The 22,131-nt window shown below is 44.0% G+C and carries 22 protein-coding genes; 13 read left to right on the top strand and 9 right to left on the bottom strand.

The window, feature by feature from the left end:
* Window position 1 precedes the first annotated feature (1 nt).
* From F6K38_RS12455 to F6K38_RS12430, 6 genes are all read left to right on the top strand, one after another.
* A complete protein-coding gene (locus tag F6K38_RS12455; RefSeq protein WP_287263554.1) occupies window positions 2–262 on the top strand; it encodes a hypothetical protein in 261 nt (86 codons plus the stop codon).
* A gap of 145 nt (window positions 263–407) precedes the next feature.
* Entirely contained in the window at window positions 408–1,472 is a 1,065-nt protein-coding gene (locus F6K38_RS12450) for a glycosyltransferase (protein WP_008181793.1), read from the top strand.
* 74 nt (window positions 1,473–1,546) lie between these two features.
* Window positions 1,547–3,739 (top strand): NHL repeat-containing protein, encoded by a 2,193-nt coding sequence (locus F6K38_RS12445; RefSeq protein ID WP_008181792.1) that lies wholly within the window; start codon window positions 1,547–1,549, stop codon window positions 3,737–3,739.
* 149 nt (window positions 3,740–3,888) lie between these two features.
* On the top strand, window positions 3,889–5,004 hold the full coding sequence (locus tag F6K38_RS12440) for a glycosyltransferase family 4 protein (RefSeq protein ID WP_008181791.1): 1,116 nt from the start codon (window positions 3,889–3,891) through the stop codon (window positions 5,002–5,004).
* A gap of 192 nt (window positions 5,005–5,196) precedes the next feature.
* Window positions 5,197–6,348 carry a glycosyltransferase gene (locus F6K38_RS12435; protein WP_287356672.1) on the top strand — a complete coding sequence of 384 codons (1,152 nt, stop codon included), beginning with the start codon at window positions 5,197–5,199 and terminating at the stop codon, window positions 6,346–6,348.
* Between the two features lie 337 nt (window positions 6,349–6,685).
* Entirely contained in the window at window positions 6,686–9,412 is a 2,727-nt protein-coding gene (locus F6K38_RS12430; RefSeq protein ID WP_287356670.1) for a hybrid sensor histidine kinase/response regulator, read from the top strand.
* A 240-nt stretch (window positions 9,413–9,652) separates the two neighbouring features.
* On the opposite strand, the gene F6K38_RS12425 is transcribed toward F6K38_RS12430, so the two are convergent.
* From F6K38_RS12425 to F6K38_RS12415, 3 genes are all read right to left on the bottom strand, one after another.
* Complete coding sequence (locus F6K38_RS12425) at window positions 9,653–9,934, bottom strand: hypothetical protein (protein ID WP_008181786.1); 282 nt, start codon at window positions 9,932–9,934, stop codon at window positions 9,653–9,655.
* Between the two features lie 309 nt (window positions 9,935–10,243).
* Window positions 10,244–10,732, bottom strand: coding sequence for a Fic family protein (locus F6K38_RS12420; RefSeq protein ID WP_202799176.1), 489 nt, complete (start codon window positions 10,730–10,732; stop codon window positions 10,244–10,246).
* Entirely contained in the window at window positions 10,666–11,094 is a 429-nt protein-coding gene (locus F6K38_RS12415) for a hypothetical protein (protein ID WP_008181783.1), read from the bottom strand. The genes F6K38_RS12420 and F6K38_RS12415 overlap by 67 nt, the downstream gene beginning before the upstream one ends.
* A 543-nt stretch (window positions 11,095–11,637) precedes the next feature.
* Between F6K38_RS12415 and F6K38_RS12410 the strand changes: the two genes are divergently transcribed.
* Together F6K38_RS12410 and csaB are read left to right on the top strand one after the other, a co-directional pair.
* Window positions 11,638–13,167 (top strand): YifB family Mg chelatase-like AAA ATPase, encoded by a 1,530-nt coding sequence (locus F6K38_RS12410; protein WP_008181781.1) that lies wholly within the window; start codon window positions 11,638–11,640, stop codon window positions 13,165–13,167.
* Window positions 13,168–13,528: 361 nt separating this feature from the next.
* Complete coding sequence (gene csaB, locus F6K38_RS12405) at window positions 13,529–14,572, top strand: polysaccharide pyruvyl transferase CsaB (protein ID WP_008181779.1); 1,044 nt, start codon at window positions 13,529–13,531, stop codon at window positions 14,570–14,572.
* Window positions 14,573–14,722: 150 nt separating this feature from the next.
* Here the strand turns inward: csaB and F6K38_RS12400 are convergent, their stop codons facing one another.
* Window positions 14,723–15,046 (bottom strand): substrate-binding domain-containing protein, encoded by a 324-nt coding sequence (locus F6K38_RS12400; RefSeq protein ID WP_207554315.1) that lies wholly within the window; start codon window positions 15,044–15,046, stop codon window positions 14,723–14,725.
* Window positions 15,006–15,740 (bottom strand): hypothetical protein, encoded by a 735-nt coding sequence (locus F6K38_RS12395; RefSeq protein WP_008181775.1) that lies wholly within the window; start codon window positions 15,738–15,740, stop codon window positions 15,006–15,008. Before F6K38_RS12395 ends, F6K38_RS12400 begins: the two co-directional genes overlap by 41 nt.
* 870 nt (window positions 15,741–16,610) lie before the next feature.
* Between F6K38_RS12395 and F6K38_RS12390 the strand changes: the two genes are divergently transcribed.
* On the top strand, window positions 16,611–18,035 hold the full coding sequence (locus tag F6K38_RS12390; protein WP_008181773.1) for a DUF4139 domain-containing protein: 1,425 nt from the start codon (window positions 16,611–16,613) through the stop codon (window positions 18,033–18,035).
* A 421-nt stretch (window positions 18,036–18,456) separates the two neighbouring features.
* Here F6K38_RS12390 and F6K38_RS12385 read toward each other — a convergent pair whose 3' ends face one another.
* A complete protein-coding gene (locus tag F6K38_RS12385) occupies window positions 18,457–18,582 on the bottom strand; it encodes a hypothetical protein (RefSeq protein ID WP_267872005.1) in 126 nt (41 codons plus the stop codon).
* A gap of 36 nt (window positions 18,583–18,618) precedes the next feature.
* Window positions 18,619–18,834, bottom strand: a complete 216-nt coding sequence (locus F6K38_RS12380) for a hypothetical protein (RefSeq protein WP_008181771.1) — start codon at window positions 18,832–18,834, stop codon at window positions 18,619–18,621.
* 352 nt (window positions 18,835–19,186) lie between these two features.
* Here F6K38_RS12380 and F6K38_RS12375 point away from each other — a divergent pair, with 352 nt between their 5' ends.
* The 3 genes from F6K38_RS12375 (at window position 19,187) to F6K38_RS12365 (ending at window position 19,985) form a co-directional block, all read left to right on the top strand.
* Window positions 19,187–19,366, top strand: a complete 180-nt coding sequence (locus F6K38_RS12375) for a hypothetical protein (RefSeq protein ID WP_131827158.1) — start codon at window positions 19,187–19,189, stop codon at window positions 19,364–19,366.
* Between the two features lie 18 nt (window positions 19,367–19,384).
* Window positions 19,385–19,549, top strand: a complete 165-nt coding sequence (locus tag F6K38_RS12370; protein WP_154659727.1) for a hypothetical protein — start codon at window positions 19,385–19,387, stop codon at window positions 19,547–19,549.
* A 139-nt stretch (window positions 19,550–19,688) separates the two neighbouring features.
* A complete protein-coding gene (locus tag F6K38_RS12365; protein WP_008181769.1) occupies window positions 19,689–19,985 on the top strand; it encodes a SitI3 family protein in 297 nt (98 codons plus the stop codon).
* Between the two features lie 247 nt (window positions 19,986–20,232).
* On the opposite strand, the gene F6K38_RS12360 is transcribed toward F6K38_RS12365, so the two are convergent.
* The gene (locus F6K38_RS12360) at window positions 20,233–21,174 is read right to left on the bottom strand and encodes a cobalamin-binding protein (RefSeq protein ID WP_008181767.1); all 942 of its coding nucleotides are present in this window, start codon (window positions 21,172–21,174) and stop codon (window positions 20,233–20,235) included.
* Between the two features lie 315 nt (window positions 21,175–21,489).
* Between F6K38_RS12360 and F6K38_RS12355 the strand changes: the two genes are divergently transcribed.
* Complete coding sequence (locus F6K38_RS12355) at window positions 21,490–21,702, top strand: hypothetical protein (RefSeq protein WP_071986840.1); 213 nt, start codon at window positions 21,490–21,492, stop codon at window positions 21,700–21,702.
* Here the strand turns inward: F6K38_RS12355 and F6K38_RS12350 are convergent, their stop codons facing one another.
* Window positions 21,703–22,086, bottom strand: a complete 384-nt coding sequence (locus tag F6K38_RS12350; RefSeq protein ID WP_008181765.1) for a XisI protein — start codon at window positions 22,084–22,086, stop codon at window positions 21,703–21,705.
* Window positions 22,087–22,131: the final 45 nt, after the last annotated feature.

Raw genomic sequence — 22,131 nt, 5'->3', positions numbered from 1 at the left:
GATGGAAAGGAACAGCCGGATGGTAAGTATTCAGCTATCAGCTATCAGCTATCAGCTATCAGCTATCAGCTATCAGCTATCAGCTATCAGCTATCAGCTATCAGCTATCAGTCAAAGGCCTTGGCCTATGGCCACCCTACGGGAATGGGCACGTTACTTGAGATGCTATCAGCTTTTGAATCAAACAGGTAAGCATTGGTTTAATAGTCACGAAAGTCAAATCCCTTGTGGCCTGTGCCACAAAGCACCTCAAGTAGCGTGAGCTTTTAGCTCACGGCTGACGGCTGACGGCTGACGGCTGACGGCTGAATGCTTACGCCGGATGTTTCAACTACCAATTCCTAACTAACTTATAAACTAACTCATAGGTCAAATATGGCGGTGCTTTGCTTTTTGGGAGAGGTTTGATGCGTATACTCCATATCTTAAACCATATTAAACAAACTGGTAATGGTATTGTCAATGTAGCGATTGACGTTGCCTGTGAGCAAGCCAAAGCGGGTCATGAGGTTGCTATTGCCTCTGCTGGCGGCGGATATGAAACATTGCTAAGCCGTTATGGCGTCACTCACTTTGAACTCGATCAGACCCGAAAACCGTTGCATCTGCTCAAGGCTGCTGGGCGTTATCGAGGGATAATCGCAGAATTTCAGCCAGATATTGTCCATGGACACATGATGACGGGAGTAGTCCTAGCTCGGTTCCTACGGGGTTCAGCAAAGTATAAGCTAGTATCCCATATTCACAATGTTCACCAACGTAGCTCAGTAGTGATGGGATTGGCTGAACGGGTGATTTCCGTGAGTGATGCAGTAGCAATCTCGATGTCTAAGCGGGGTATTCCCATGGGGAAAATGCCTGTGATCAAGAATTGCACTCTAGGCAGTCCCCGATTACCTGCTTTAGATACCTGCACTGCTAAAGCTTTGGAACATCCGGCTATTGTGACAGTAGCTGGCATGAACCGACGTAAAGGAATTACTGAGTTAATTAGCGCTTTTGAGCCGGTTGCTAAGAGTTCTCCTAAGGCACATTTGTATTTAGTCGGAGATGGTCCCGACCGTCAAATGTTTGAAACTCAAGCTGCGGCATCGTCAGTTGCTGATCGTATCCACTTCGAGGGTTTTCAAAAAAATCCTCAAGCTTACATGATGGCAGCGGATGTTTTTGTCCTGGCTTCACACCGTGAGTCTTTCGGTCTGGTTTTGATGGAAGCACGACAGGTGGGTTGCCCGATTGTTGCTACTAGGGTGGATGGTATTCCTGAAGTACTAGATTACGGAAAGGCAGGAGTGCTAGTTCCTCCTAAAAATGCGATCGCACTGGCAGATCAGATCGAGATGCTTCTGGCTAGTCCGTCTGAACAGGATAGATTAAGACGTGCAGCACAGCAAAACATTGAGGAACTAACCGTCACCACTATGGTGGAGAAGATTATTACTGTCTACCATCAGCTTCTAAAACGTTCCTAAGGAAGCTTGACGGCTAGCTACCCCAGGTTGCAGGCTCCAGTCTTTTAAATAGTTTCGAGTTCAGGGAAAAAACTATGTCAATACGTATCCCGGAATGGCAATATGCTGCGATTGTTCCTCTGATCGCTGTTTTGGTAATTATTGTCCATTCTGTGATTAGCAACAATGACACTATAACTGCTGAATCCAACCCAAGCCAACGCTTGACTTACACTACCTCTTGGATCGGTAATACCTATGGTCCCGGAGGTGATCTTCCGGGCAAGGATAAACATGTCCAGCTATCGATGTTAGCGATGGCTGTAAGTCCCGATGGTACGGTTTATGGTAATGCTCCCTGGGATGAAGCTGGTAGAGAAGGGGGGGTTTATAAAAATGGTGATGTTCTTGGTCAACTGGATGCTACCCATGGTTGGGGACGATCCGGGGGAACTGCGATCGCAGTTAATGATAACTATATTTACATGGCGATGACACAAAAGGGTCGCTATGGGGTAGGGTATCCTAATTCTGATGATAAATGGTATTGTGTTCGTCGCTATAACAGAAGTAATTATAAAGGAGCAAAGTTTAAGGGGGGTAATGGCTATGATAAGAGTATGTTGATTATCAATACCAATCAAGGTTTGATTCGGGGAATCGCAGCAGATAATAGTCGCTTATATGTTAGTGATACGCCTAACAATAAAATCAAAGTTTATGATGCCCAGACCATGAAACCGGTTAAAGAATGGTCAGTAAATCAACCGGGTAAGTTAGCCTTAGATAAAACTGGATCCTTGTGGGTTATTCAGAACAAGACCAATAAGATCCTTAAGTTAAATACAGAAACGGGCAAAGTTCAAGGCAAACTTGATTCGGTTAGCATCCCTACAGCTATTGTTGTGGATAATCAAAATCGCCTCTTAGTAGGAGATGGTGGACCTGATAATCAGATTAAAATATTTAAAAATCTAGACAGCAGTGGCAATCCAACTCCTGATGGAACCTTTGGTGTTAAAGGGGGAATTTATGCCGGAAGTCCTCGGGAAATTGGAAAAATCAGACCCTTACATTTTAATTCCATTACCGGGATTGGAGTCGATCAGGATAATAATATTTATGTCGCCAGTGATCCCAGTCGGATTTACGCTTGGCAAGCAGGTGGATTAACCGTGGATAGCTACAAACTGGATGGGACTCTCAATTGGAAATTGCAAGGTCTCTTATTTATTGACATTCCTGATATTGATCCAGCGGCTGAAACTGTTGTTCATACGAAAAATCAACAGTTTAAACTAGATTACAGTAAATCATCAGGTCAAGAATGGACTCATGTCGCCCATACCGTTAATCCCTTTAAGTATCCTAATGATAATCGAATTAAGAAGACTATCAAGCATAATGCTGGTGCGATGATTCGCCGGGTTAAGGGTCGGAAGCTGATGTTTACCAATAGTATGTATACCGAGTCAGCTGGTATCCATGTTTATCGGTTTAATCCGGCAACTGATGGGGAAGTCGCTATTCCCACTGCCTCATTTTGGGGAAGTCAATTGGATTATCGCTATTGGCAAGATAAAAACGGTAATGGACAAGAGGAACAGGCTGAACAAGGTCAATATAATCAAGGACAAAATTATCGGGGTTGGGCATTTTGGCCTGATGATGACGGTAATATCTGGATAGGTACATCAAGAAACGGGATTAAAAAACTATCCCTTAAACGGTTTGATTCTTACGGCAGCCCGATTTACGATATTAACCACCAAAAATCCTTTGAAATGCCAAAGGAATTTAAAATTATTCAACGACTTGAGTATCATCCAAAAACCGATACCATGTATATTGCTGGATATTCTCCGACGTTTAATACCAGGGGTGATTGGGGATTGATTGGTAACAGAGCTGTCAAATATATCAATTGGAGTAAAGCGCCACAAAAAGCCGGTGAAATAGTCATTGCTTACAATCAAAACTCCAAAGGAGTCAGACCAGATTTACCGAAAAGTATGGCTGTTTATGGAGACTATTTATTTGTCGGCTATGTCGATAATAGTTTTGAAAAAGATCCGAATCGATACCCTAAAGTGCGAGTTTATGATTTTCGCACAGGTCAAGAGATTGGCAAAATAAATCCCGGCCCAGAAGTAAAATCAACCACAGGTTGGCTGGATGTCCCGATGGCCTTAAGAGTAGTGCGAATAAAAAATGGAGAATACTTGCTATTTGCCGAAGAGGATTTTTACGCTAAAGCTTTAATGTACCGCATAAAGATAGACCCCTAATATCAAGTCTGCTCGAAAACTACTTCTTCCCTCCCCCCTCTCCCCACACTCTACTCCCTACTCCCTACTCCCTACTCCCTACTCCCTACTCCCTTTGCTTTAACAAACACTATCGAGGCTCTAGTACTGTGAAAACACTTCAAATCGGTATGGGTTGGTTCCCTGAACAAGCAGGAGGACTCAACCGGGTTTATTACGATTGCACTCGTTACTTACCCCAAGCTGGTGTGGAGATGCATGGCTTAGTGGCAGGCTCAACCGCTGTATCTGAAAACTCCGGTGGTCAAGTCCAAGCCTTTGCTAGCCATCAATCTCCTCTCTGGCAACGCTGGAGCAGTATCCGACAGGCAATGCATCGAGTGCTGAAGGAGGAAGACTACCCCCTAGTAGTGTCCCACTTCGCTTTATATACCTTTCCAATCCTCGATCAATTAGACAGTCGCCCAATGGTGATGCACTTCCAAGGGCCTTGGGCCTTAGAAGGGCATGTAGAAGGCAGCAATACCGTTGCGACTCGGTTAAAATGGATGCTAGAGCGGGTGACGTACAAACGGATAGCCCAGTTTATCGTACTTTCTGAGGCTTTCCGCAACACCTTGCACCAAGAGTATCATATCCCACTAGAGCGCATTCACATCATTCCTCCGGGGGTTGATACCGAGCGTTTCGACACCACCATTACACCCCAGGAAGCACGGTCAAAACTAGGCTGGCCTCAAGATCGACCAATTATCTTAGCTGTGCGACGGTTAGCTAAACGCATGGGCTTAGAAAATTTAATTGCAGCAGTGGATCAGGTGCGTAAGCGCTATCCAGACGTGCTGTTACTGATAGCGGGTAAAGGCACACTGATGCCAACCTTGCAAGCACAGATTGAAGCATTAGGACTCACTGAGCATGTCCGCTTGTTAGGTTTTGTGTCGGACCAAGATTTAGCCCTAGCTTACCGTGCTGCAACTTTCTCAGTTGTGCCAACCGTGGCATGGGAAGGCTTTGGTCTGATTGTTATTGAGTCATTGGTGAATGGAACGCCAGTTCTTGGAACACCTGTAGATAGTATTCCAGAGATTTTACAGCCTTTTTCGGAAGACTTATTGTTTGAAGGGACTTCTGTTGATCAACTTGCTCAGGGCATGATCGAGGTATTTTCTGGTCAGCGTCAACTACCTAGCTCTGAGGCTTGTGAAGCTTATGTTCATGAGCACTATACTTGGCCGGTGATTGCTCAACGAATTAAATCTGTTTATCAAGCTGCCATGGATTAATATAGCAATTTTTAATCAGGTGAGGTACTTTCATTATTGGTTTTAGGGAGCAGGGAGCTGCGATAAGCAAGCAAGTAAAAAAAAGGGAATGTACCTCATTAAATTAGAAAACGCTATAGCTGAGATCAGTTATGAGATTAGCTTGTCAGCTTTTGCACGTTTGAAACACTCTTTTTTGGACTACCCACTTTTATGAAGCGCCGTCGAGTCCTTTTTGTCGATCATGCCGCCGTTTTGGGCGGAGCTGAGTTGAGCCTGCTGGATCTGGCCACTGCCTACCGGGACACCAGCGAAGTACTACTGTTTGCCGATGGCCCGTTCCGGGAACGGCTCGAAGCTGCACAGGTGAAGGTCAAGGTCATACCTGCACCCCAAGCCATCTTATCCGTAAGGAGTTCAGGGGGACTCAGCGCCGCTCTCAAGGCATTACCTCCCCTGTGGTGGATGGCTTGTCGAATAGCAGCAGTTGGACGTGAGTTTGAGCTAGTACACGCCAACTCCCAAAAAGCTTTCATTGCTGCTGCGATCGCAACATTGATGGGCGGTCCTCCCGTGGTTTGGCACCTGCGAGATATTGTGACCGCACCACACTTTAGCTCCCTCAATCGTGCCATAGCCGTTTTCCTAGCTAATCGTCTAGCATCTCAAGTATTGGTCAATTCTCGTGCTACTGGTCAAGCCTTTATCGCTGCTGGGGGACGTAAAGACCTAGTAACACTGGTTTACGGCGGTATTGGTTCAGACCCCTTCGATAATCTGGCATCGGATCAATCAGCTCAAATCCGTGACCAGCTCGGCATTGGTGATGCTCCACTTGTTGGTGTATTCAGTCGGCTATCTTACTGGAAAGGTCAGCATATTTTACTAGAAGCCTTACAGGAACTCCCCAATGTACACGCCCTGTTGGTTGGTGAAGCCCTATTTGGTGAAGCAGAATACGCCTCACGGCTCGAAGCCATGGCTGCGGCACCAGAATTTGCTGGTCGTGTTCACATGCTGGGATTTCGCAATGATGTGCCAGCATTGATGTCTGCTTGTAATATTGTAGTCCATACCTCTACTGAACCGGAACCCTTTGGTCGGGTGATTGTGGAGGGTCAGTTGGCAAAACGACCCGTAGTTGCTGCTGCGGCTGGTGGTGCAGTGGAATTGATTCAGGATGGCGAGACTGGTCACTTGGTATCGCCAGGAGATTCAGTAGCACTGGCGAAGGTGATTGGTGAATTGCTCAGTGATCCAAGGGCTGCAGATAGGCTAGCCAAAGATGGTTATATCCATGCTAAGTCTACTTTTTCCCTGGAATCCCTGTTGATGACCTTTGACCAAGCTCTGAACAAGGTATAGCGCTGTGTGTGGGGCCCGGGCGCGGGGAGTGTGGGGAGTGTGGGACCCGGGCGCGGGGAGTGTGGGGCCCGGGCGCGGGGAGATGGGAAAGATTGTTATAGCGTTCCTGATACTGATGAGGTACATTCAATACCCAATTGAAAACGCTATAAGCGCTAGAAATAAGAAGCAAACTTGGCAAAAAAAGCTGGTATTTCGTTCTTTTTTTGGGGAAGACTCAGATCAGAGCAATCCTGATCACGATCTCATCGTCAACAGCCGATTGCTACCAATACCATGATTTCAGCCAAACTGAAATCTAGCTCAAGGTTGAAGAGCAATTGTTTTTTTCAAAGTCATGACGATGACCATCAAACCCCTCAACCGTTTGGTTTCCAAGGTTTCCTTAGGAACTGTCCTGATTGTTCCTTTTGTATTGCAGATCTTCACAGCGGTTGGATTAGTAGGATATCTCTCCTTTAGAAATGGCGAGAAAGCGGTTAATAAACTTGCACTCCAGTTACAGAGCGAAATCACTAACCGCGTCCAAGAGCATCTGAATAATTACTTAGAGTACCCTTATATTATTGTTCAAAGTAATATCAATGCTTGGCAGCTCCAACAATTAAGTTTTAACAATCTTGCTGTCTTGGAACGTCACCTCTGGAAACAAGTCAAACTATTTGAGTCTGTTCGTTCCATTTATATTGCAGGCAATCCGGAAAAGCTAGAATATGCCTTTGCCAGACGGGAACCAGATGGAACCTTCGTTGTTAGGGACTTCGTAGATTTCCCAATTCGCAATACCTATGCTGTAGACGACCAAGGTCAGCGGACTGAGTTGTTGGTCTCAAAAGCCTTCTATCCGCGCCAAAGACCCTGGTATATCAGTGCGGTAGAGGCAGCTAAACCCACATGGGGCGAAATTTACAACTTTTCCGATGGCAAACTCGGAATCAGTTTCTCTGCCCCTGTTCAAGACCAGGCAGGAAATTTTCATGGTGTTATAACTGTTGATCTGATTCTGAGCCTGATTAGTGATTTCCTGCGCGGACTCACCATCAGTCCTTCTGGTCAAGTTTTTCTTTTAGAACCGTCAGGAGAGTTAATTGCTAGTTCAACATCTGAACAACCATTTGTGCTCAGCCATCAAGACAATCAAGCTCAACGACTCAAGGCCACAGACAGTCAAAACCCATTAACCCAAATTACAGCACAGTATTTGCTTGAAAACCTTGGCAATCTTTCCAAAATTGAAGCAGCACAGCAGTTTAACGTTAAGCTTGATGGAGAACGTCAATTTGTCCAAGTTACTCCTCTGAATAACCAGCGCGGTTTGGATTGGCTAGTGGTAGTGGTCATACCAGAATCGGATTTTATGGCGGAAATTAACGCCAATACCAGGCTCTCGATACTGCTGTGTATTTACGCTTTAATTGTAGCAACAATCATCGGCATTTTTACGGCACGGTGGGTAATAAAACCGATTTTACATCTCAATAGGGCTGCTAAAGACATTGCTAAAGGTAAATGGCATAAAACTGTAACTATTAAACGCTCTGATGAAGTGGGGGAATTGAGTGAATCCTTTAACCAAATGGCAGTGCAACTGAAAGAATCCTTTGAAACGTTAGAGCAACGGGTCGAAGCACGCACAGCGGAACTAGCAGAGGCGAAAGACAAAGCAGAAGTTGCTAACCAGGCTAAAAGCGAATTTCTCTCGAATATGAGTCATGAATTGCGCACCCCCCTCAATGGCATTCTTGGCTATGCTCAAATTCTTAAGCGAGAACATAATCTCAGTTCCCGCCAAACCGATGGTTTAGAAATTATCCACCAAAGCGGGATTCATTTGTTGACCCTAATCAACGACATCTTAGACCTATCCAAAATCGAAGCCCGTAAAATGGAACTCTACCCCGATGATATCCATTTTGCTAACTTCCTCGACAGTGTTGTGGGAGTGATAAAAATGCGGGCGTTGGAGAAAGATATTTTGTTCAAATACCAAACTGAATCTAACTTACCTATTGGAATTATAGCTGATGAAAAACGACTTCGACAAGTATTACTAAACTTGTTAGGAAACGCCATTAAATTTACCGAGCAAGGTCAAGTAACCTTGGGGGTGAGGGTTAAGGAGTATCAAGTTAATACTTCTACTATTTGTTTTGATATTATTGACACTGGGGTAGGTATGAATCCCCAGCAGTTACATAAAATATTCCTACCTTTTGAACAAGTGGGTGATACTCAACGCCGCTCTGAGGGCACAGGTTTAGGATTAGCTATCACTAAACAATTAGTAGAATTGATGGGTGGTGAACTCAAGGTCACCAGTGAATTGGGTAAAGGGTCAAAATTCTGGTTTGAAGTTAGTTTTAATCTGGCAGCGATCAGTGGGGAAACTAAAGCTGAAATACCAGATAAAATTATAGGATATCGAGGTAAAAAACGTAGGCTATTGGTGGTAGATGACAAACTCGAAAACCGCTTAGTTCTTGAGAATATGCTTGCACCCTTGGGATTTGAGGTGGTCACTGGTGAAGATGGTGAGCAGGAAGTTGACTTGGCTCAACAAATCCAACCGGATCTGATTTTGAGCGATTTAGTTATGCCGGTTAAAAGTGGGTTTGAAGCCATTAAGGAAATTCGCCAAATCCCAGAGATTAGGGAAGTGCCAATTATTGCTATCTCTGCTAGTGTACTGGATATGGATCAGAAAAAGAGTCAAATTGCTGGTTGTGATGCCTTTTTGTCCAAACCCGTAGATGAACCAAAGTTATTGAGCTTGTTAGGAAAGTATTTACATCTGGAGTGGGTTTACGAACAGAATGATCAGGTTTCAAAGATAAACCCTGAAAACGGTTCAGTGGAGCCAACTGAACTAGTGATTCCGCCACTAGAAGAGATGGAAGTGCTGTATGAGTTGGCGATGTTGGGCAGTATGAAAAAAATTCGGGAGCGAGCTATCTACCTGGAAGAACTGGATCACAAATATATGGCTTTTGCTAACAACCTCAAAGAGTTAGCCCAAGGGTTTCAAGAAGATAAGATTCTTGCCTTAGTGGAACAATATTTGTAATATCTAGCAGGGAACAGGGAAAGAGAACGAGGTGTTGTAAGTGTTTCAAGTGTGTTAAGTGTGTTAAGTGTTGTAAGTTTTTTAAGTGTGGGGAGATGGGGAGTCAGATCAGCAACTGTTGTGCTTGCCACTGGGCTTTGAAGGTGCGGACATAAGCCTGAGCACACAGCTTCTCCAACGGAAATTCCCCTTAAATAGGTACTAACTAGCTTGTCAGTACCTATTTAATAGGTACAGTACCTATTTCTTCCGCCAACGGGCATCTGGCCCTCGCCCAAGGCATTCGAGCCGCCCAGCTTTCCTTTCCTGGCGCAAGATACGACGAATCAGATCAATTCCTACAGTAGGACATTGATCCTGTAAATGCTTGATCGAAAAATCTCCAACTATATTGTTAATGGCATCTAGCACCATCGCTGTTTTAGCGCCTTTGGTTGAGGTTACTAACCCAACCCGTTGCTCAAAATCCCGGTACGCTGATAGCACCAACACTCCCAGAAAATACTCCCACCAAGGTAACAAACTATGCTGTCCCTGATGCCAGCTTTGGGAGGACTGTTGACACTCCCCGTCGAACGAAGAACGGGGATTCTTGGATCTACGACTCGTCTTGCTATCCCTTGCCGGAACCAGGAAAAGTAGAGGACAAATCTCCCCGAGCGTTTAGATCATGGATCCAGGTTTCGGTGTGCCCCACCGTACCTTTTTATATGGATAGACAGATACTTTTTCTTATCTAATTTTTCATAGACGTTATAGTCGTTAGACCAAATTACGCAATACGTATCTAATACATATTTTTTACGTTGTCTACTTATGATTAGATCATACCTATCTAAAGAAAAGTTTATTAATTATACTCTTATTATAGCACACAAAAGGAAAAGCAGTCCTAGAAGGATGGGGCGCGATTACCCAAAGTTTTTGGTAAAGTGTATCGTAGTAGCTTTCCTTTGTCCGTTCTACAATGCGTTCCAAACTAATAAACCGCCCCACCTCGTAACCAGCTTTGTATAGTAACAGTAGTGTCAGCAGCCGAGCCATCCGTCCATTGCCATCACTAAAAGGGTGGATGCACAGAAAATCTAAGACGTAGGTGGGGATGAGCAGTAAGGGTTCGATTTGCTCAGACTGCCAGAGGCGATTGAATTGTTCATGCAAGCGTTCCATCGCGGATGGTGTAGCATAAGCCGCAAGTGGTTGAAACCTCACAACCTTTGTACCATCTGGGTAAGTTTGGCTGATTTGATTATCTACCGACTTCCAGCGCCCACCCTCACCAACAGAAAACTGATAAAGGTCACGATGCAGCTGTAACACCACCCCTGGAGTGAAAGGGATGTTAGCATAGCTGCTGTGGATGGTACTAAGTACATCTCGATAGCCAGCAATTTCTTGTTCGGAGCGATCGCTTTTAGCGGAAGCGAAGCTTCATCGCGGGGCGTAGTTTTTTCCGCTACCAGTTCCTTGATGCGTTCCAGGGGCACTGTAATGCCTTCTATGCGGTTGGAGGACTCCGTACTCTGAATAATCGCCGCCTGACGTAGTGTTTGCAAAACTTGGGGTGACTGTTCTTTGAACAGTTCTTGCTTGCCTTTGTACTCACCAATCAGCCGGATAGTACGCAGTAGATTTTGAGTAATCAGCTGGCGCTCAATAAAACCTGGTTCAAACGACTGCATGGGTAATTCCTATCAACCCAACCTCAGTATACTAGACTTGGCGGCAGTTGTAGGGAACAGGGAACTTCGGAGCAGCGGATCACCTGAACAAGAATTGAGACAAACACTATCAGAACAATACTTTTGTAAGAGGTCTACTATAATTGTTGCGTTAGTGGAAAACTATCTGTAATATCAACTTCGATTAATGTCTTCCCAAATAGTCCCTGGATTTTTGGTAATAGGTAATGGCTAATGGCTAATGGTCGTAAGATTACTGATTACTGATTACTGATTCCCGAGTCCCAATTACTGATTCCCGAGTCCCGATTCCCGGAAAATCCTAGGTTACATCCCTTTTATGGAAAGGAGATCAGTACTCTTGATTTATGTAATTTCCCGGTTAAACTCTCCAGGCGATAAGCACTATACTTGCCTTTAAGTGAAGGTTCGTAAAAAGAGAAACGAAGGAAAAAGTGAGACTGGTAATGGGGAGATGGGGAGTTTTCCTACTCTCCCCTTATTTGATTTTCCTTGTCCCAAAACACTTATCAGGCTAACACTATGCTGGCTAGGGTTTGGAGTGGTTCAATTATCGGCATTGATGCTGTAAAAGTAGGGGTTGAAGTAGATGTGTCTGGTGGCTTACCGGGAATTGTAGTCGTTGGTTTACCGGATACCGCTGTCCAAGAGTCTAGAGAACGGGTGAAAGCAGCACTGAAAAATGCTGGTTTTGCCTTTCCGATACGCAAGATTGTGATTAACCTGACCCCGGCTGACTTACGGAAAGAAGGTCCTAGTTTTGATTTACCAATCAGTGTCGGGATTTTAGCGGCATCGGAACAGTTAAATCCTCAGTTATTGGGAGACCACCTATTTCTCGGAGAAGTGTCTCTTGATGGCAGTTTGCGACCTGTGGCTGGTGTACTTCCAATTGCTGCGGCAGCAAAGCAAATGGGAATTAGTGGCTTAGTGGTTCCTGCTGACAATGCTACAGAAGCTGCAGTGGTGAATGGCATCACTGTGTATGGATTTGAGCACCTATCCGATGTTGCTGATTTCCTTGACCAGCCAAACCGCTATTCACCGGTAGAGATTGATAGCGTGGGGGAGTTGCAAGTAACCCAGTCTACTGCACCGGATTTAAAGGATGTTAAAGGTCAGGCTCATGGGCGTCGAGCTTTAGAAATTGCTGCGGCTGGGGGACATAATTTAATCTTTGTCGGTCCTCCTGGCAGTGGTAAAACCATGTTGGCGCGACGATTACCGGGAATTTTGCCACCGTTGAGTTTTGCTGAAGCTTTGGAGGTCACTCAAATTTATTCTGTTGCTGGCTTATTGAAAAATCGCGGCAAACTGATCTGCGATCGCCCTTTTCGCAGTCCCCATCATTCCGCCTCTGGTCCGTCTCTTGTCGGTGGTGGTAGTTTTCCGAAACCGGGGGAAATTTCCTTAGCCCACCGGGGAGTTCTATTTTTAGACGAGTTGACAGAATTCAAGCGCAATGTGTTAGAGTTCTTACGCCAACCTTTGGAAGACGGACAAGTCACTATTTCCCGCACCCGCCAATCGGTACAGTTTCCTGCTCAGTTTACCTTAGTGGCTAGTACCAATCCCTGTCCCTGTGGATACTTTGGTGACCCAATTCAACCCTGCAGCTGTTCCCCTCGCCAACGGGAACAATATTGGTCGAAGCTATCAGGACCATTAATGGATCGCATTGATTTACAAGTAGCTGTCAATCGGCTTAAACCTGAAGAAATCACTAGACAGTCTACAGGAGAAGAATCAGCACCGGTGCGAGAACGAGTCCAAGTCGCACGCGATCGCACTCGTGACCGCTTCCAAACTGAACCGACTCTTCATTGCAATGCTCAGATGCAAAGCCATCATCTACGTCGATTCTGTAAATTAGATGATACTTCCCGTAATGTATTAGAAAGCGCTATTCGCAAACTTGGTCTTTCTGCTAGAGGCACCGACCGTATTCTCAAAGTTGCCCGTACCATTGCCGACCTGAGTGGTAATGATGACCTTAAAACTGAACATGTTGCTGAAGCCATTCAATATCGTACTATTGATCGCATGCAATAAGATGCAATTAGGGGCAATTAATGGGTTAATCGATCTAACAGATGGGAATATAGCTGGTAGGGTGGGCAAAAATAGTTTGGTTATGCGTGACTATTCTAGATAATATTACTTTGCCCACCCTACTTTAATTGGTATTTTTTTTACACGCTATTGATCCCATGCAATAGGATGCAATCAGGGGCAATTGATGGGTTAACGGATCGGTTAACAGATGGGAATATAGCTTGTAGGGTGGGCAAAAACAGTTTGGTTCAAATGAGTATTCTAGATAATATTACTTTGCCCACCCTACTTTAATTGGTATTTTTTTTACACTCACGGATGGGAATATGGGGAGTAGTAGCCAAGACGAGTTGAAGGCATGAAGCAAGTCAAAGCAGTTTTATGTGGATATTACGGCAAGGGCAACGGTGGCGATGAAGCATTGTTAGCGTCACTGCTGCAAATGCTACCAAAGTCAGTGAAGCCGATAGTCCTTTCCGGTAACCCTAGTCAAACTCGTCAGCGCTATGGAGTGGAAAGTTGCGATCGCATGTCTACCCTACCAGTGCTCAAAGCTATGCGCCTTTCCGAACTATTCATCTGGGGGGGTGGTAGTTTAATCCAAGATGTGACTAGTGCCGCTAGCCCTCTCTACTACTGTGGTTTAATGGGATTAGCCCAAAGGATGGGTCTGAAAACCATTGCTTGGGCCCAGGGGGTTGGTCCAATTAAGCGTCGGCTGATTGGTTGGCTAGCCCAGCGGTCCTTCACCGGATGTACAGCAGTCAGTGTCAGGGATTATGGCTCAGCGACACTCCTAGCAGATTGGGAAATTCCCTTTATTATGGCTCCGGATCCAGTTTGGGCATTAGACTCCAAACCTGTACCAGGATTGTGGGATTTACCAGCACCAAGAGTAGCAGTTACTTTGCGATCGCATTCTACCCTAACTCCCAAACGCCTGAATAATCTGACCCATGCCTTAGTGGATTTTCAGAAAGCCACACAAACCTGTATTTTATTAGTCCCTTTCCAAGCTTCCCGAGATTTGGCCATTGCCCAATCTATTGCGTCTCAGTTAACGGGTCCCCATCAGATCTTTTCTATAGAAGACCCTAGAGAATTGAAAGGATTATTTCGGGGGGTGGAAATGGCGATTGGGATGCGCTACCACAGTTTGATTATGGCAGCAGCGGAAGAATGTCGATGTTTTGCCCTCAGTTATGACCCCAAAGTTAACTACTTGATGGAGCAACTGGATTTACCTGGATGGGATGTTGCTAGTTTACCAGATGACCCCAATGTGATTAGTAAAACCTGGCTAGAACACTATGCTAATGGTGAAGCATTGACTAAAGATCAAATTCAGTCATTGGTAGACCGGGCAAGGATGCATCAGGATGTGCTGATGGAAGTTTGTTAATTGTTAATTTTTACTTTAGCAAAGGGAACAGGGAGTAGGGAGTAGGGAGTAGGGAATATGGCATCAAAAATTATCACATTTGATTTAGGAGCCCTATTGTTAATTGTTAATTTTGACTTTTTACTTTTGTAAGCATTCAGCAGTCAGCTCTCAGCGGTCATCTGACTGCTGAATGCTTACTTTTAAGTTAGGATTAACCGCTATAGCAATACCATTAATGGCGACGGGGATTGCTCTGATACTAAAGCCATTTTGTCTGGCCTGGTAACTTTCTTTATCTGTGATGTACCGAGAGGATTGAGCAAAATATAACTGCCCGTTTAATAACATTTTTATTCCAGTAACAGAGCCTGGTAGTTCAGTTTCATTTTCCTCGTATTTCAATTTTAATTTTGGCTGCATCCTTTGAATCGGTTGGTCTACCTCTTTGCGCTTACCCTGACTCAAGCCAGCTAATTGGCGTCTGCTGATCACAGCTACTGTGACCACTAAAGATGAAAATCTGGTAGCCTGGTTCTTGCCAAAGTGCTTCCGATAGTTCTTCTTTGGTAGGCTGAAGTAATAACTTAACCTCTGCTCCTTTTTTTTCTAAATTTTTAACTATCTTGATATCGTTTTCGGTTTGGATGTCGTCACTCCTTCCCACAACCAGCAAAATTCGGACTTTCCAATATTTTTGAATGGTAATAATTGTCTGAGCTTGCTTACCATAAAGCCTTAAAGCTATTTCAGAGTCTGAGTAGTAGTTTTTCAACAAATCCCACTCTTGCCAAGGGATACGACCTAATTGAATAAACTTCTCCTCGGGAAAATCAAGGATGATGTACATTTCTTCTTTTTTAGCACCCTGCCATCGGCTTCCTACTTCGATTAATTTATCCCGGATCGGCTGCCATTGGCTACTGCCAAAGTTGAGCCATTCATTTACCCAGGCTATCACTTCCCTAGCCTGGCTCTGAACATCGGAAGAAACAATCACATTTTTGAGTTCGAGGCGTACACCCTCTAAACTACGATAGCCGGACAGCCATTGATTGAATGATGATTGCAAATCTGGTGGTTGGGGCGGTAAAAAACCTCTCAGGTCTTCTGGTTGATTAGATATGATCAATGTGATATCGAATTCCTGGTCATGACTTTTCGATAGTCTGATTTTTATTTTTGTCATTTTTGTCTCTTGACAACTCTACTACCTTACCTCTAGGTAGGTGGATATGATTTCTAAAAACCTATCCTTATGAACCCGTGACCATAATACTTTTAATTAATAGTTTAAGTATTGTGAAATCAATCATGTGGCCAATATGACTTGTTTGGTTTATATATAGAGTGGAAATAGCGAAACTTTAACCAGGAGTCATCTATATATAAACGCTTACTTTTGCATACTTTTGTAATCCGAAAAATCGGCGTGCGATCGCATAAGACAAAATTGACTGAATTTAGTCAATAAGCGCCAAATTGGCTTAATCGATTTGGCACTCTTAAGTCTTAAAAGTAAATAAGATTAATCAATACTTAAGCATTCAGCAGTCAGCCGTCAGCAGTCAGCTTATTTTATTCAAAAGCACCTCAAGTAGCACCATCTGTAGCGCATAAACACCTCAAGTAGCGTCGCCTACGGCCAATGGCTGATAGCTGATACGCGACACGCTGATAGCTAATAGCTGATAGCTAATAGCTGACATCAATACTAGCCTCAGGAACGCTACCTAGAGTTATTTGGTAATGGGCTAGGGTTTATAAACGAGTTGTGAACATCCAGAAACCCAAAATAATAGTTATTGTTGGCATCCTGCCTCCGTGATAGTTCACAACCTATTTATAATAGCTATAGGTAATGGGTAATAACCTATGAACTGAGGGATAGCATAAAAACGGTAATTATAACATAAATTATAGGGATTAGACTAATGGTATTAGGTCTTAGGTATAAGCAAAGCAGTTGACAGCCTCCGTGTTTGAGCCGGGGCTAGCAAACGATAGTCTTAATCCTATTGCCTAAAACCTAGAGGCTATAACCTAAATTAGAATAACCATGGCAGACAACCCGATTATCTCCACAGCCAAACAGAGCCAAGGCTTTTCCCTAACTATCTATAATCAAAACTTCGCCGTAGTCCGGGAGCAGCGCCAGCTTTCTCTGAAGCAGGGTACAAACTTAGTACGCTACGAGGATGTGGCAGCACAAATCGACCCGACTTCAATTAGTTTCAAATCCGTGACTGCACCTAATAGTGTGATGGTGCGTGAACAAAACTACCAGTATGATTTACTTAATCCAATAACCATCTTGAATAAATCAGTTGGCAAGACTATCCGCTTCAGACGAGTCAACCCAGATGGACAGATAGAGATACTCGAAGGTAAGCTGCTGAATCCTCCTGAAGTGACGGTGGCTAGCCAAAATTCCTATCGAGGTAGCAATCAGTCACAGAAACTAGCTATTCGTTTGCCTAATGGGAACGTTGTGCTTAATCCCTCTGGTGAAATGGAGCTGAATGAAATGCCAGAGGGATTAGTCTCTCGTCCTTCTCTGGTCTGGAAACTTGAGGTAAGTGAAGCAGGAGACCATGCTACGGAAGTTTCCTATATTGCTAATGCCATTACCTGGAAAGCTGATTATGTAGCAGTTGTTAGTGACGATGAGAGCAAGGTAGATATCACCGGCTGGGTAACGTTGGACAATCGCAGCGGTGCTACCTATGAAAACAGTCAGTTGCAGTTAATCGCTGGGGATGTTCGTCGGGTGGAAGAATATGAACAAGCACAAGTGATGATGTTAAAATCTGTCAAGGCACGATCTGCCCAGCCTCAGTTTGAAGAAGAAACGTTTTTTGAGTATCATCTCTACACCTTGGATGGCACAACTACTGTACAAAATAATGAAACCAAACAGATGACATTACTTTCTGCAGCAGAGGTACAGGTAAACCGTAAACTGATATTTGATAGTAGCAAACAGTGGTATTATAGTCGTATAAATCCTCCAGGGCAAGGAGAGGACAGCCACCAGGATAAAGTTAATGTTATCCTAGAGTTGGCTAATACTAAAACTAATAATATGGGGATGCCTTTGCCTAAGGGAAAGGTAAGAGTTTATAAAGCTGATCGGCGCGGTAACTTACAGTTTTTAGGTGAAGACTTAATTGATCATACACCAAGGGATGAGGTGGTCGGTTTATATATTGGTGACTCCTTTGATGTAGTAGGCGATCGCAAACGCACGGCTCACAAACAAATCTCTAACAGGGTGACAGAAGACAGCGTTGAGATTTCCATCCGCAATCGCAAAGAAGACCAAGCACAAGTATGGGTTGTGGAACGATTTAGTGGTGACTGGAAAATTTTAAAAACCAGCCATAGTTACAATCAACTAGATGCAAAAACAGTAGAGTTTCCGATTAGTATCAACCCCGGTGAAGAAGTTAAAATAACCTATAGCGTGATGATCAAATACTAGTGCCCCTCGCACTATATTATTTCAAAGGTTGGTGGGCATTGCTCAGGTGAATTCGGGCAGGGTTGGGAGTTGGTTTCAAGCAATGCCCACCCTACCAAATGCGATCTGCGCTTGGTGGGCATTGCTTATGTGAATTCGGGCAGGTAGGGGAGATGGGAAACAGGCAATGCCCACCCTACCAAATGCTGCTAATGTATGTCATTGAAGGATTGGAAGTTTGAAATAACCAATGCCCACCCTACTAAATGCTTCTATAACTATAGCAATAAAAAAAATCGGTCAAGCTCTGGTTAACTCCAATGCTTGACCGAATTCTATGGTATAAGCTTCCAATACAGCTGAGCTGCACTCAAATCTAGATAACTCTTGATCAATTAGTAGATTCTGATCGAGTTAGCTATCAGCTATCAGCTATCAGCTATCAGTTATCAGTTATCAGCCAAAGGCTTGTGGCCAAGGCTGACCGCTGACCGCTGACCGCTGACCGCACCTCAAGTAGCGTGCGCGTAGCGCATATGCTGACCACAAAACAACTTTCACTATTCATTGTCGCCAGGGCGTAAAACCCTGGCAAATTCCTATCCTAGTCTACGTAGAAATATCGAATCAAAAAGGTCATAACCTCTCCAGGCTTTCCGGTAGGCTCCGGATTGCTCCACTCGTCGGGATAGGCGTATTTAAGGGAATAAATGGCATAAATTGTCTTCTTAACCTCCTCAGGAGAACCGATCAATATGTGCTTGACTTTCTTAGATTTGCGACTTGGGTTTTCAGAGTTCGGATTAATGTTTTTGCTCATTGGAAACTATACCTTGAAACTGGGTATATTATTAATATATTAACAAATTAATTACTTGTCAAGGGGTTTAGGAATTTTTTTTATTACGAAATATGGAGAAAATTTGGTAAGAGTTAGCAGTGTGGTAGAAGGGATAATAAGGAAGATAAAATATATTTTATTTGTCTACATTTTTGATATAATTAATCATAATTAATCATAATTAATCATAATTAATCATAATTAATCATAATTAATCGTAGGGTGGGCAGTGCCTATGAAAAATTGTCAACCTTTAGAGAGATTGACTAGGCACTGCCCACCGACAGGTAATCATAATTAATCGTAGGGCTGGCAATGCCCACCCGACAAAATGCTTACGCACTACCAAATGCGATCGCACTATCTTCTATCTGTGGTTGGTGGGCATTGCTTTGGTGAATTCGGGCAGGTAGGGGAGTGGGAAACAGGCAATGCCCACCCGACAAAATGCGATCGCACTATCTTCTATCTGTGGTTGGTGGGCATTGCTTTGGTTAATTCGGGCAGGTAGCGGAGTGGGAAACAGGCAATGGCCACCCGACAAAATGCGATCGCACTATCTTCTATCTGTGGTTGGTGGGCATTGCTTTGGTTAATTCGGGCAGGTAGCGGAGTGGGAAACAGGCAATGCCCACCCGACAAAATGCGATCGCACTATCTTCTATCTGTGGTTGGTGGGCATTGCTTTGGTTAATTCGGGCAGGTAGCGGAGTGGGAAACAGGCAATGCCCACCCTACAAAATGTGTACGCACTGCTTCCAACCCAGTTTGGAGTGGCGACAAGACAACTTAAAAGCACCAGGAATACTTATTAATGCTGATGTAGAAGATCGATGGAAGATGTTACTGAGGAAAACTTTGGTTTTCGAGCTACTTTAGTTGTTGGTTTTCGGATTAATCCCAATCAAGATTATGAAGGGGGCTTGCGTACTCTGATCCGAGCAACCATAACTTTGCTACAGCAGACTGTCGGAGAAGCTGTTTTGCTATTTAATTATGAAACGGTTGTATTGCAGCGCTTGGGAGATAAATTAATCTTAAATCAAGAGATGCTGGAGCCTAGTATTATTTCTGAAATAGACCAGTTTAAATTAACCTATGAGTTGCAGGTGTTCCCTTGTTCTGCCTGATTTATAGCAATTCTCAGAGTCATGAGGACAAAACTTATCCTTTTAAGGCAGAAGGCAGAAGGCAGAAGGCAGAAGTAAGAAGGTCTTAAGGTAATAAGCGCCCATGAATACTGTACCTCATAGGTATGAGAAACGCTATAGATTAACTGTGGGTAGCTTGACTTTTTGGTGGGCATTGCTTTGGTGAATTCGGGCAGGTAGGGGAGTGGGAAACTGGCAATGCCCACCCTACAAAATGCGATCGCACTTAAGCATTTCCTACCTCAAACCGTTCCCAGCCACTGCCTTGATAACCAAAGGTGAACAGGTCTGGATGCAAAATTTCCGCTATCATTTCTACTGAATCTACTAGTCTTGGTCCTGGACGATTGAAATACGCATTACCATCAGTAACAAAAACCTTACGCTGGCGTACCGCTTGCAAACTTGACCACTGCGAATGTTGAGCCATCTGTTGGGTTTCTTGTGTTGTGCGTTCCAAATCAAAGCCGCAAGGCATTACAATAATTACGTCTGGATCAGCTTTTACTAGAGCATCCCATTCCAGATAAGGGGAATGTTTACCTAAAGCTCCAAACACAGGATTACCACCTGCAATTGTTACTAATTCAGGAATCCAGTTACCAGCAGCCATGAGAGGATCAGTCCACTCTATGCAAGCAACAGTAGGGCGGTGATTTTCCGAGATTTCCTGTGTCTTTTGCCTACAGGTTTCGACGCGAGACTGTAATTGCTTCAGTAAAGATTGTGACTCTACTCCCAAGATGGTAGCAACTCGCTCAAGATCTGCCCAAACTTCAGCTAGCAAGTTTGGCTGCAAGGAAATTATCTGAGGCTGGCTATTAGTAAGGTTAGCAACTGCTTTCTCGACCACATCGAAGTTGACAGCACAGACATCACATTGATCTTGAGTAACAATGTGGGTTGGTTGCAATTGTTCTAAAACATCAGTTTTTACTTGGTAAATACTCAAGGCACGTTTTACCAGATTGTTTATATCATCATCAATCTCGGCACTAGGTTTGTCGCTATTGATTTGAGCCTCGGTGCAGACAGGTCGATTTTTGATGGTTGCGGGATAGTCGCATTCGTGGGATCGCCCCACAATGGCATCAGTTAATCCTAAAGCTGCCACAATTTCCGTGGCACTGGGGAGCAGAGTAACAATTCTCAGGTTTTGTGAAAGCATAGTTTAGACCTTGATAAATTCAGTGCGATCGCATCTCTTGTAGGGTGCGTTAATGAAATGTAACGCACCATCTATAGCATGAAATGTAACAAACCATCTATTTGCATTGTTCAAAACAAACGATTTAATAGTACAATTAATTGCCAAAAAAAACAAGTCCTTACGCCGATCTTGTAGATTGGCTTGAGGGAATAAAATCCAACCAACTAATTCCGAATTCTGTTATATTGAATTATAACAATGTCAATTGATTTACTGATTAACGAAAAACTCAAATGACAATCAACACTTCTCGCTTAGGAAAGGCTAACAGCCATAGAGGATGCGATCGCGGAGTTACAGAAGCAAGTTTCGACCCCCCAACCGATGAATTGGCTACAACAAATTACAGGATCTTTTAAAGATGAACCGGCATTTGAGGAGGTGCTGGCTTATGGACGAGCCATTCGTCAAGGGGATGAATCTATCCTCGAAGCGCAAGACGAGCCCACCCTACCATGCTGGTGGGCAAAGGTCGATGATTCCTAATTAAATTGCCAAACTATCATCATTTGCCCACCCTACCATACTTACAAAGTATCCAACACCATAGTCCGTATATTGCCGAAATTCTGGTGCTTGAAACCCCAGCACAATATCGTCCTTCGCTACCCCTCGATCCACAAGTTCTTGGCCTATTCTCATTTCCGTCATATTTTGCTCAATCCAAATCTTTCCCTTCTTAATATCTAAATGTAAAACACAACCATAGACCCGCCGATAGCCATCCCATCCCACAGTCATTACCATGTAGTGGTCTTGTTTCGTATCAAAAACCGTGTAGCAATCAATCACTCCATTGGCGATGGGAATGGCAGCATAATCCGTCAACAACGACTGAATTATCTGGCGATAAAACTCTAGGTTATACATTGTAAAATCACCTCTTTAATGGCGTCATAAATAAGTAAGCATATG

The sequence above is a fragment of the Moorena sp. SIO3B2 genome (genome assembly GCF_010692525.1).
Taxonomy (GTDB): Bacteria; Cyanobacteriota; Cyanobacteriia; order Cyanobacteriales; family Coleofasciculaceae; genus Moorena; species Moorena producens.
The sequence above is the reverse complement of the archived record's forward strand: the minus strand, read 5'-3'. Positions and strand labels throughout refer to the sequence as shown.

Excerpts from the sequence above, each read along its gene's own strand:
- F6K38_RS12455 (WP_287263554.1), top strand. The coding sequence starts at position 2 with ATGGAAAGGAACAGCCGGATGGTAAGTATTCAGCTATCAGCTATCAGC.
- F6K38_RS12450 (WP_008181793.1), top strand. The coding sequence starts at position 408 with ATGCGTATACTCCATATCTTAAACCATATTAAACAAACTGGTAATGGT.
- F6K38_RS12445 (WP_008181792.1), top strand. The coding sequence starts at position 1,547 with ATGTCAATACGTATCCCGGAATGGCAATATGCTGCGATTGTTCCTCTG.
- F6K38_RS12440 (WP_008181791.1), top strand. The coding sequence starts at position 3,889 with ATGGGTTGGTTCCCTGAACAAGCAGGAGGACTCAACCGGGTTTATTAC.
- F6K38_RS12435 (WP_287356672.1), top strand. The coding sequence starts at position 5,197 with ATGAAGCGCCGTCGAGTCCTTTTTGTCGATCATGCCGCCGTTTTGGGC.
- F6K38_RS12430 (WP_287356670.1), top strand. The coding sequence starts at position 6,686 with ATGACGATGACCATCAAACCCCTCAACCGTTTGGTTTCCAAGGTTTCC.
- F6K38_RS12415 (WP_008181783.1), bottom strand. The coding sequence starts at position 11,094 with ATGCAGTCGTTTGAACCAGGTTTTATTGAGCGCCAGCTGATTACTCAA.
- F6K38_RS12410 (WP_008181781.1), top strand. The coding sequence starts at position 11,638 with ATGCTGGCTAGGGTTTGGAGTGGTTCAATTATCGGCATTGATGCTGTA.
- csaB (WP_008181779.1), top strand. The coding sequence starts at position 13,529 with ATGAAGCAAGTCAAAGCAGTTTTATGTGGATATTACGGCAAGGGCAAC.
- F6K38_RS12395 (WP_008181775.1), bottom strand. The coding sequence starts at position 15,740 with ATGACAAAAATAAAAATCAGACTATCGAAAAGTCATGACCAGGAATTC.
- F6K38_RS12390 (WP_008181773.1), top strand. The coding sequence starts at position 16,611 with ATGGCAGACAACCCGATTATCTCCACAGCCAAACAGAGCCAAGGCTTT.
- F6K38_RS12385 (WP_267872005.1), bottom strand. The coding sequence starts at position 18,582 with ATGAATAGTGAAAGTTGTTTTGTGGTCAGCATATGCGCTACGCGCACG.
- F6K38_RS12380 (WP_008181771.1), bottom strand. The coding sequence starts at position 18,834 with ATGAGCAAAAACATTAATCCGAACTCTGAAAACCCAAGTCGCAAATCT.
- F6K38_RS12375 (WP_131827158.1), top strand. The coding sequence starts at position 19,187 with ATGCTTACGCACTACCAAATGCGATCGCACTATCTTCTATCTGTGGTT.
- F6K38_RS12370 (WP_154659727.1), top strand. The coding sequence starts at position 19,385 with ATGGCCACCCGACAAAATGCGATCGCACTATCTTCTATCTGTGGTTGG.
- F6K38_RS12365 (WP_008181769.1), top strand. The coding sequence starts at position 19,689 with ATGGAAGATGTTACTGAGGAAAACTTTGGTTTTCGAGCTACTTTAGTT.
- F6K38_RS12360 (WP_008181767.1), bottom strand. The coding sequence starts at position 21,174 with ATGCTTTCACAAAACCTGAGAATTGTTACTCTGCTCCCCAGTGCCACG.
- F6K38_RS12350 (WP_008181765.1), bottom strand. The coding sequence starts at position 22,086 with ATGTATAACCTAGAGTTTTATCGCCAGATAATTCAGTCGTTGTTGACG.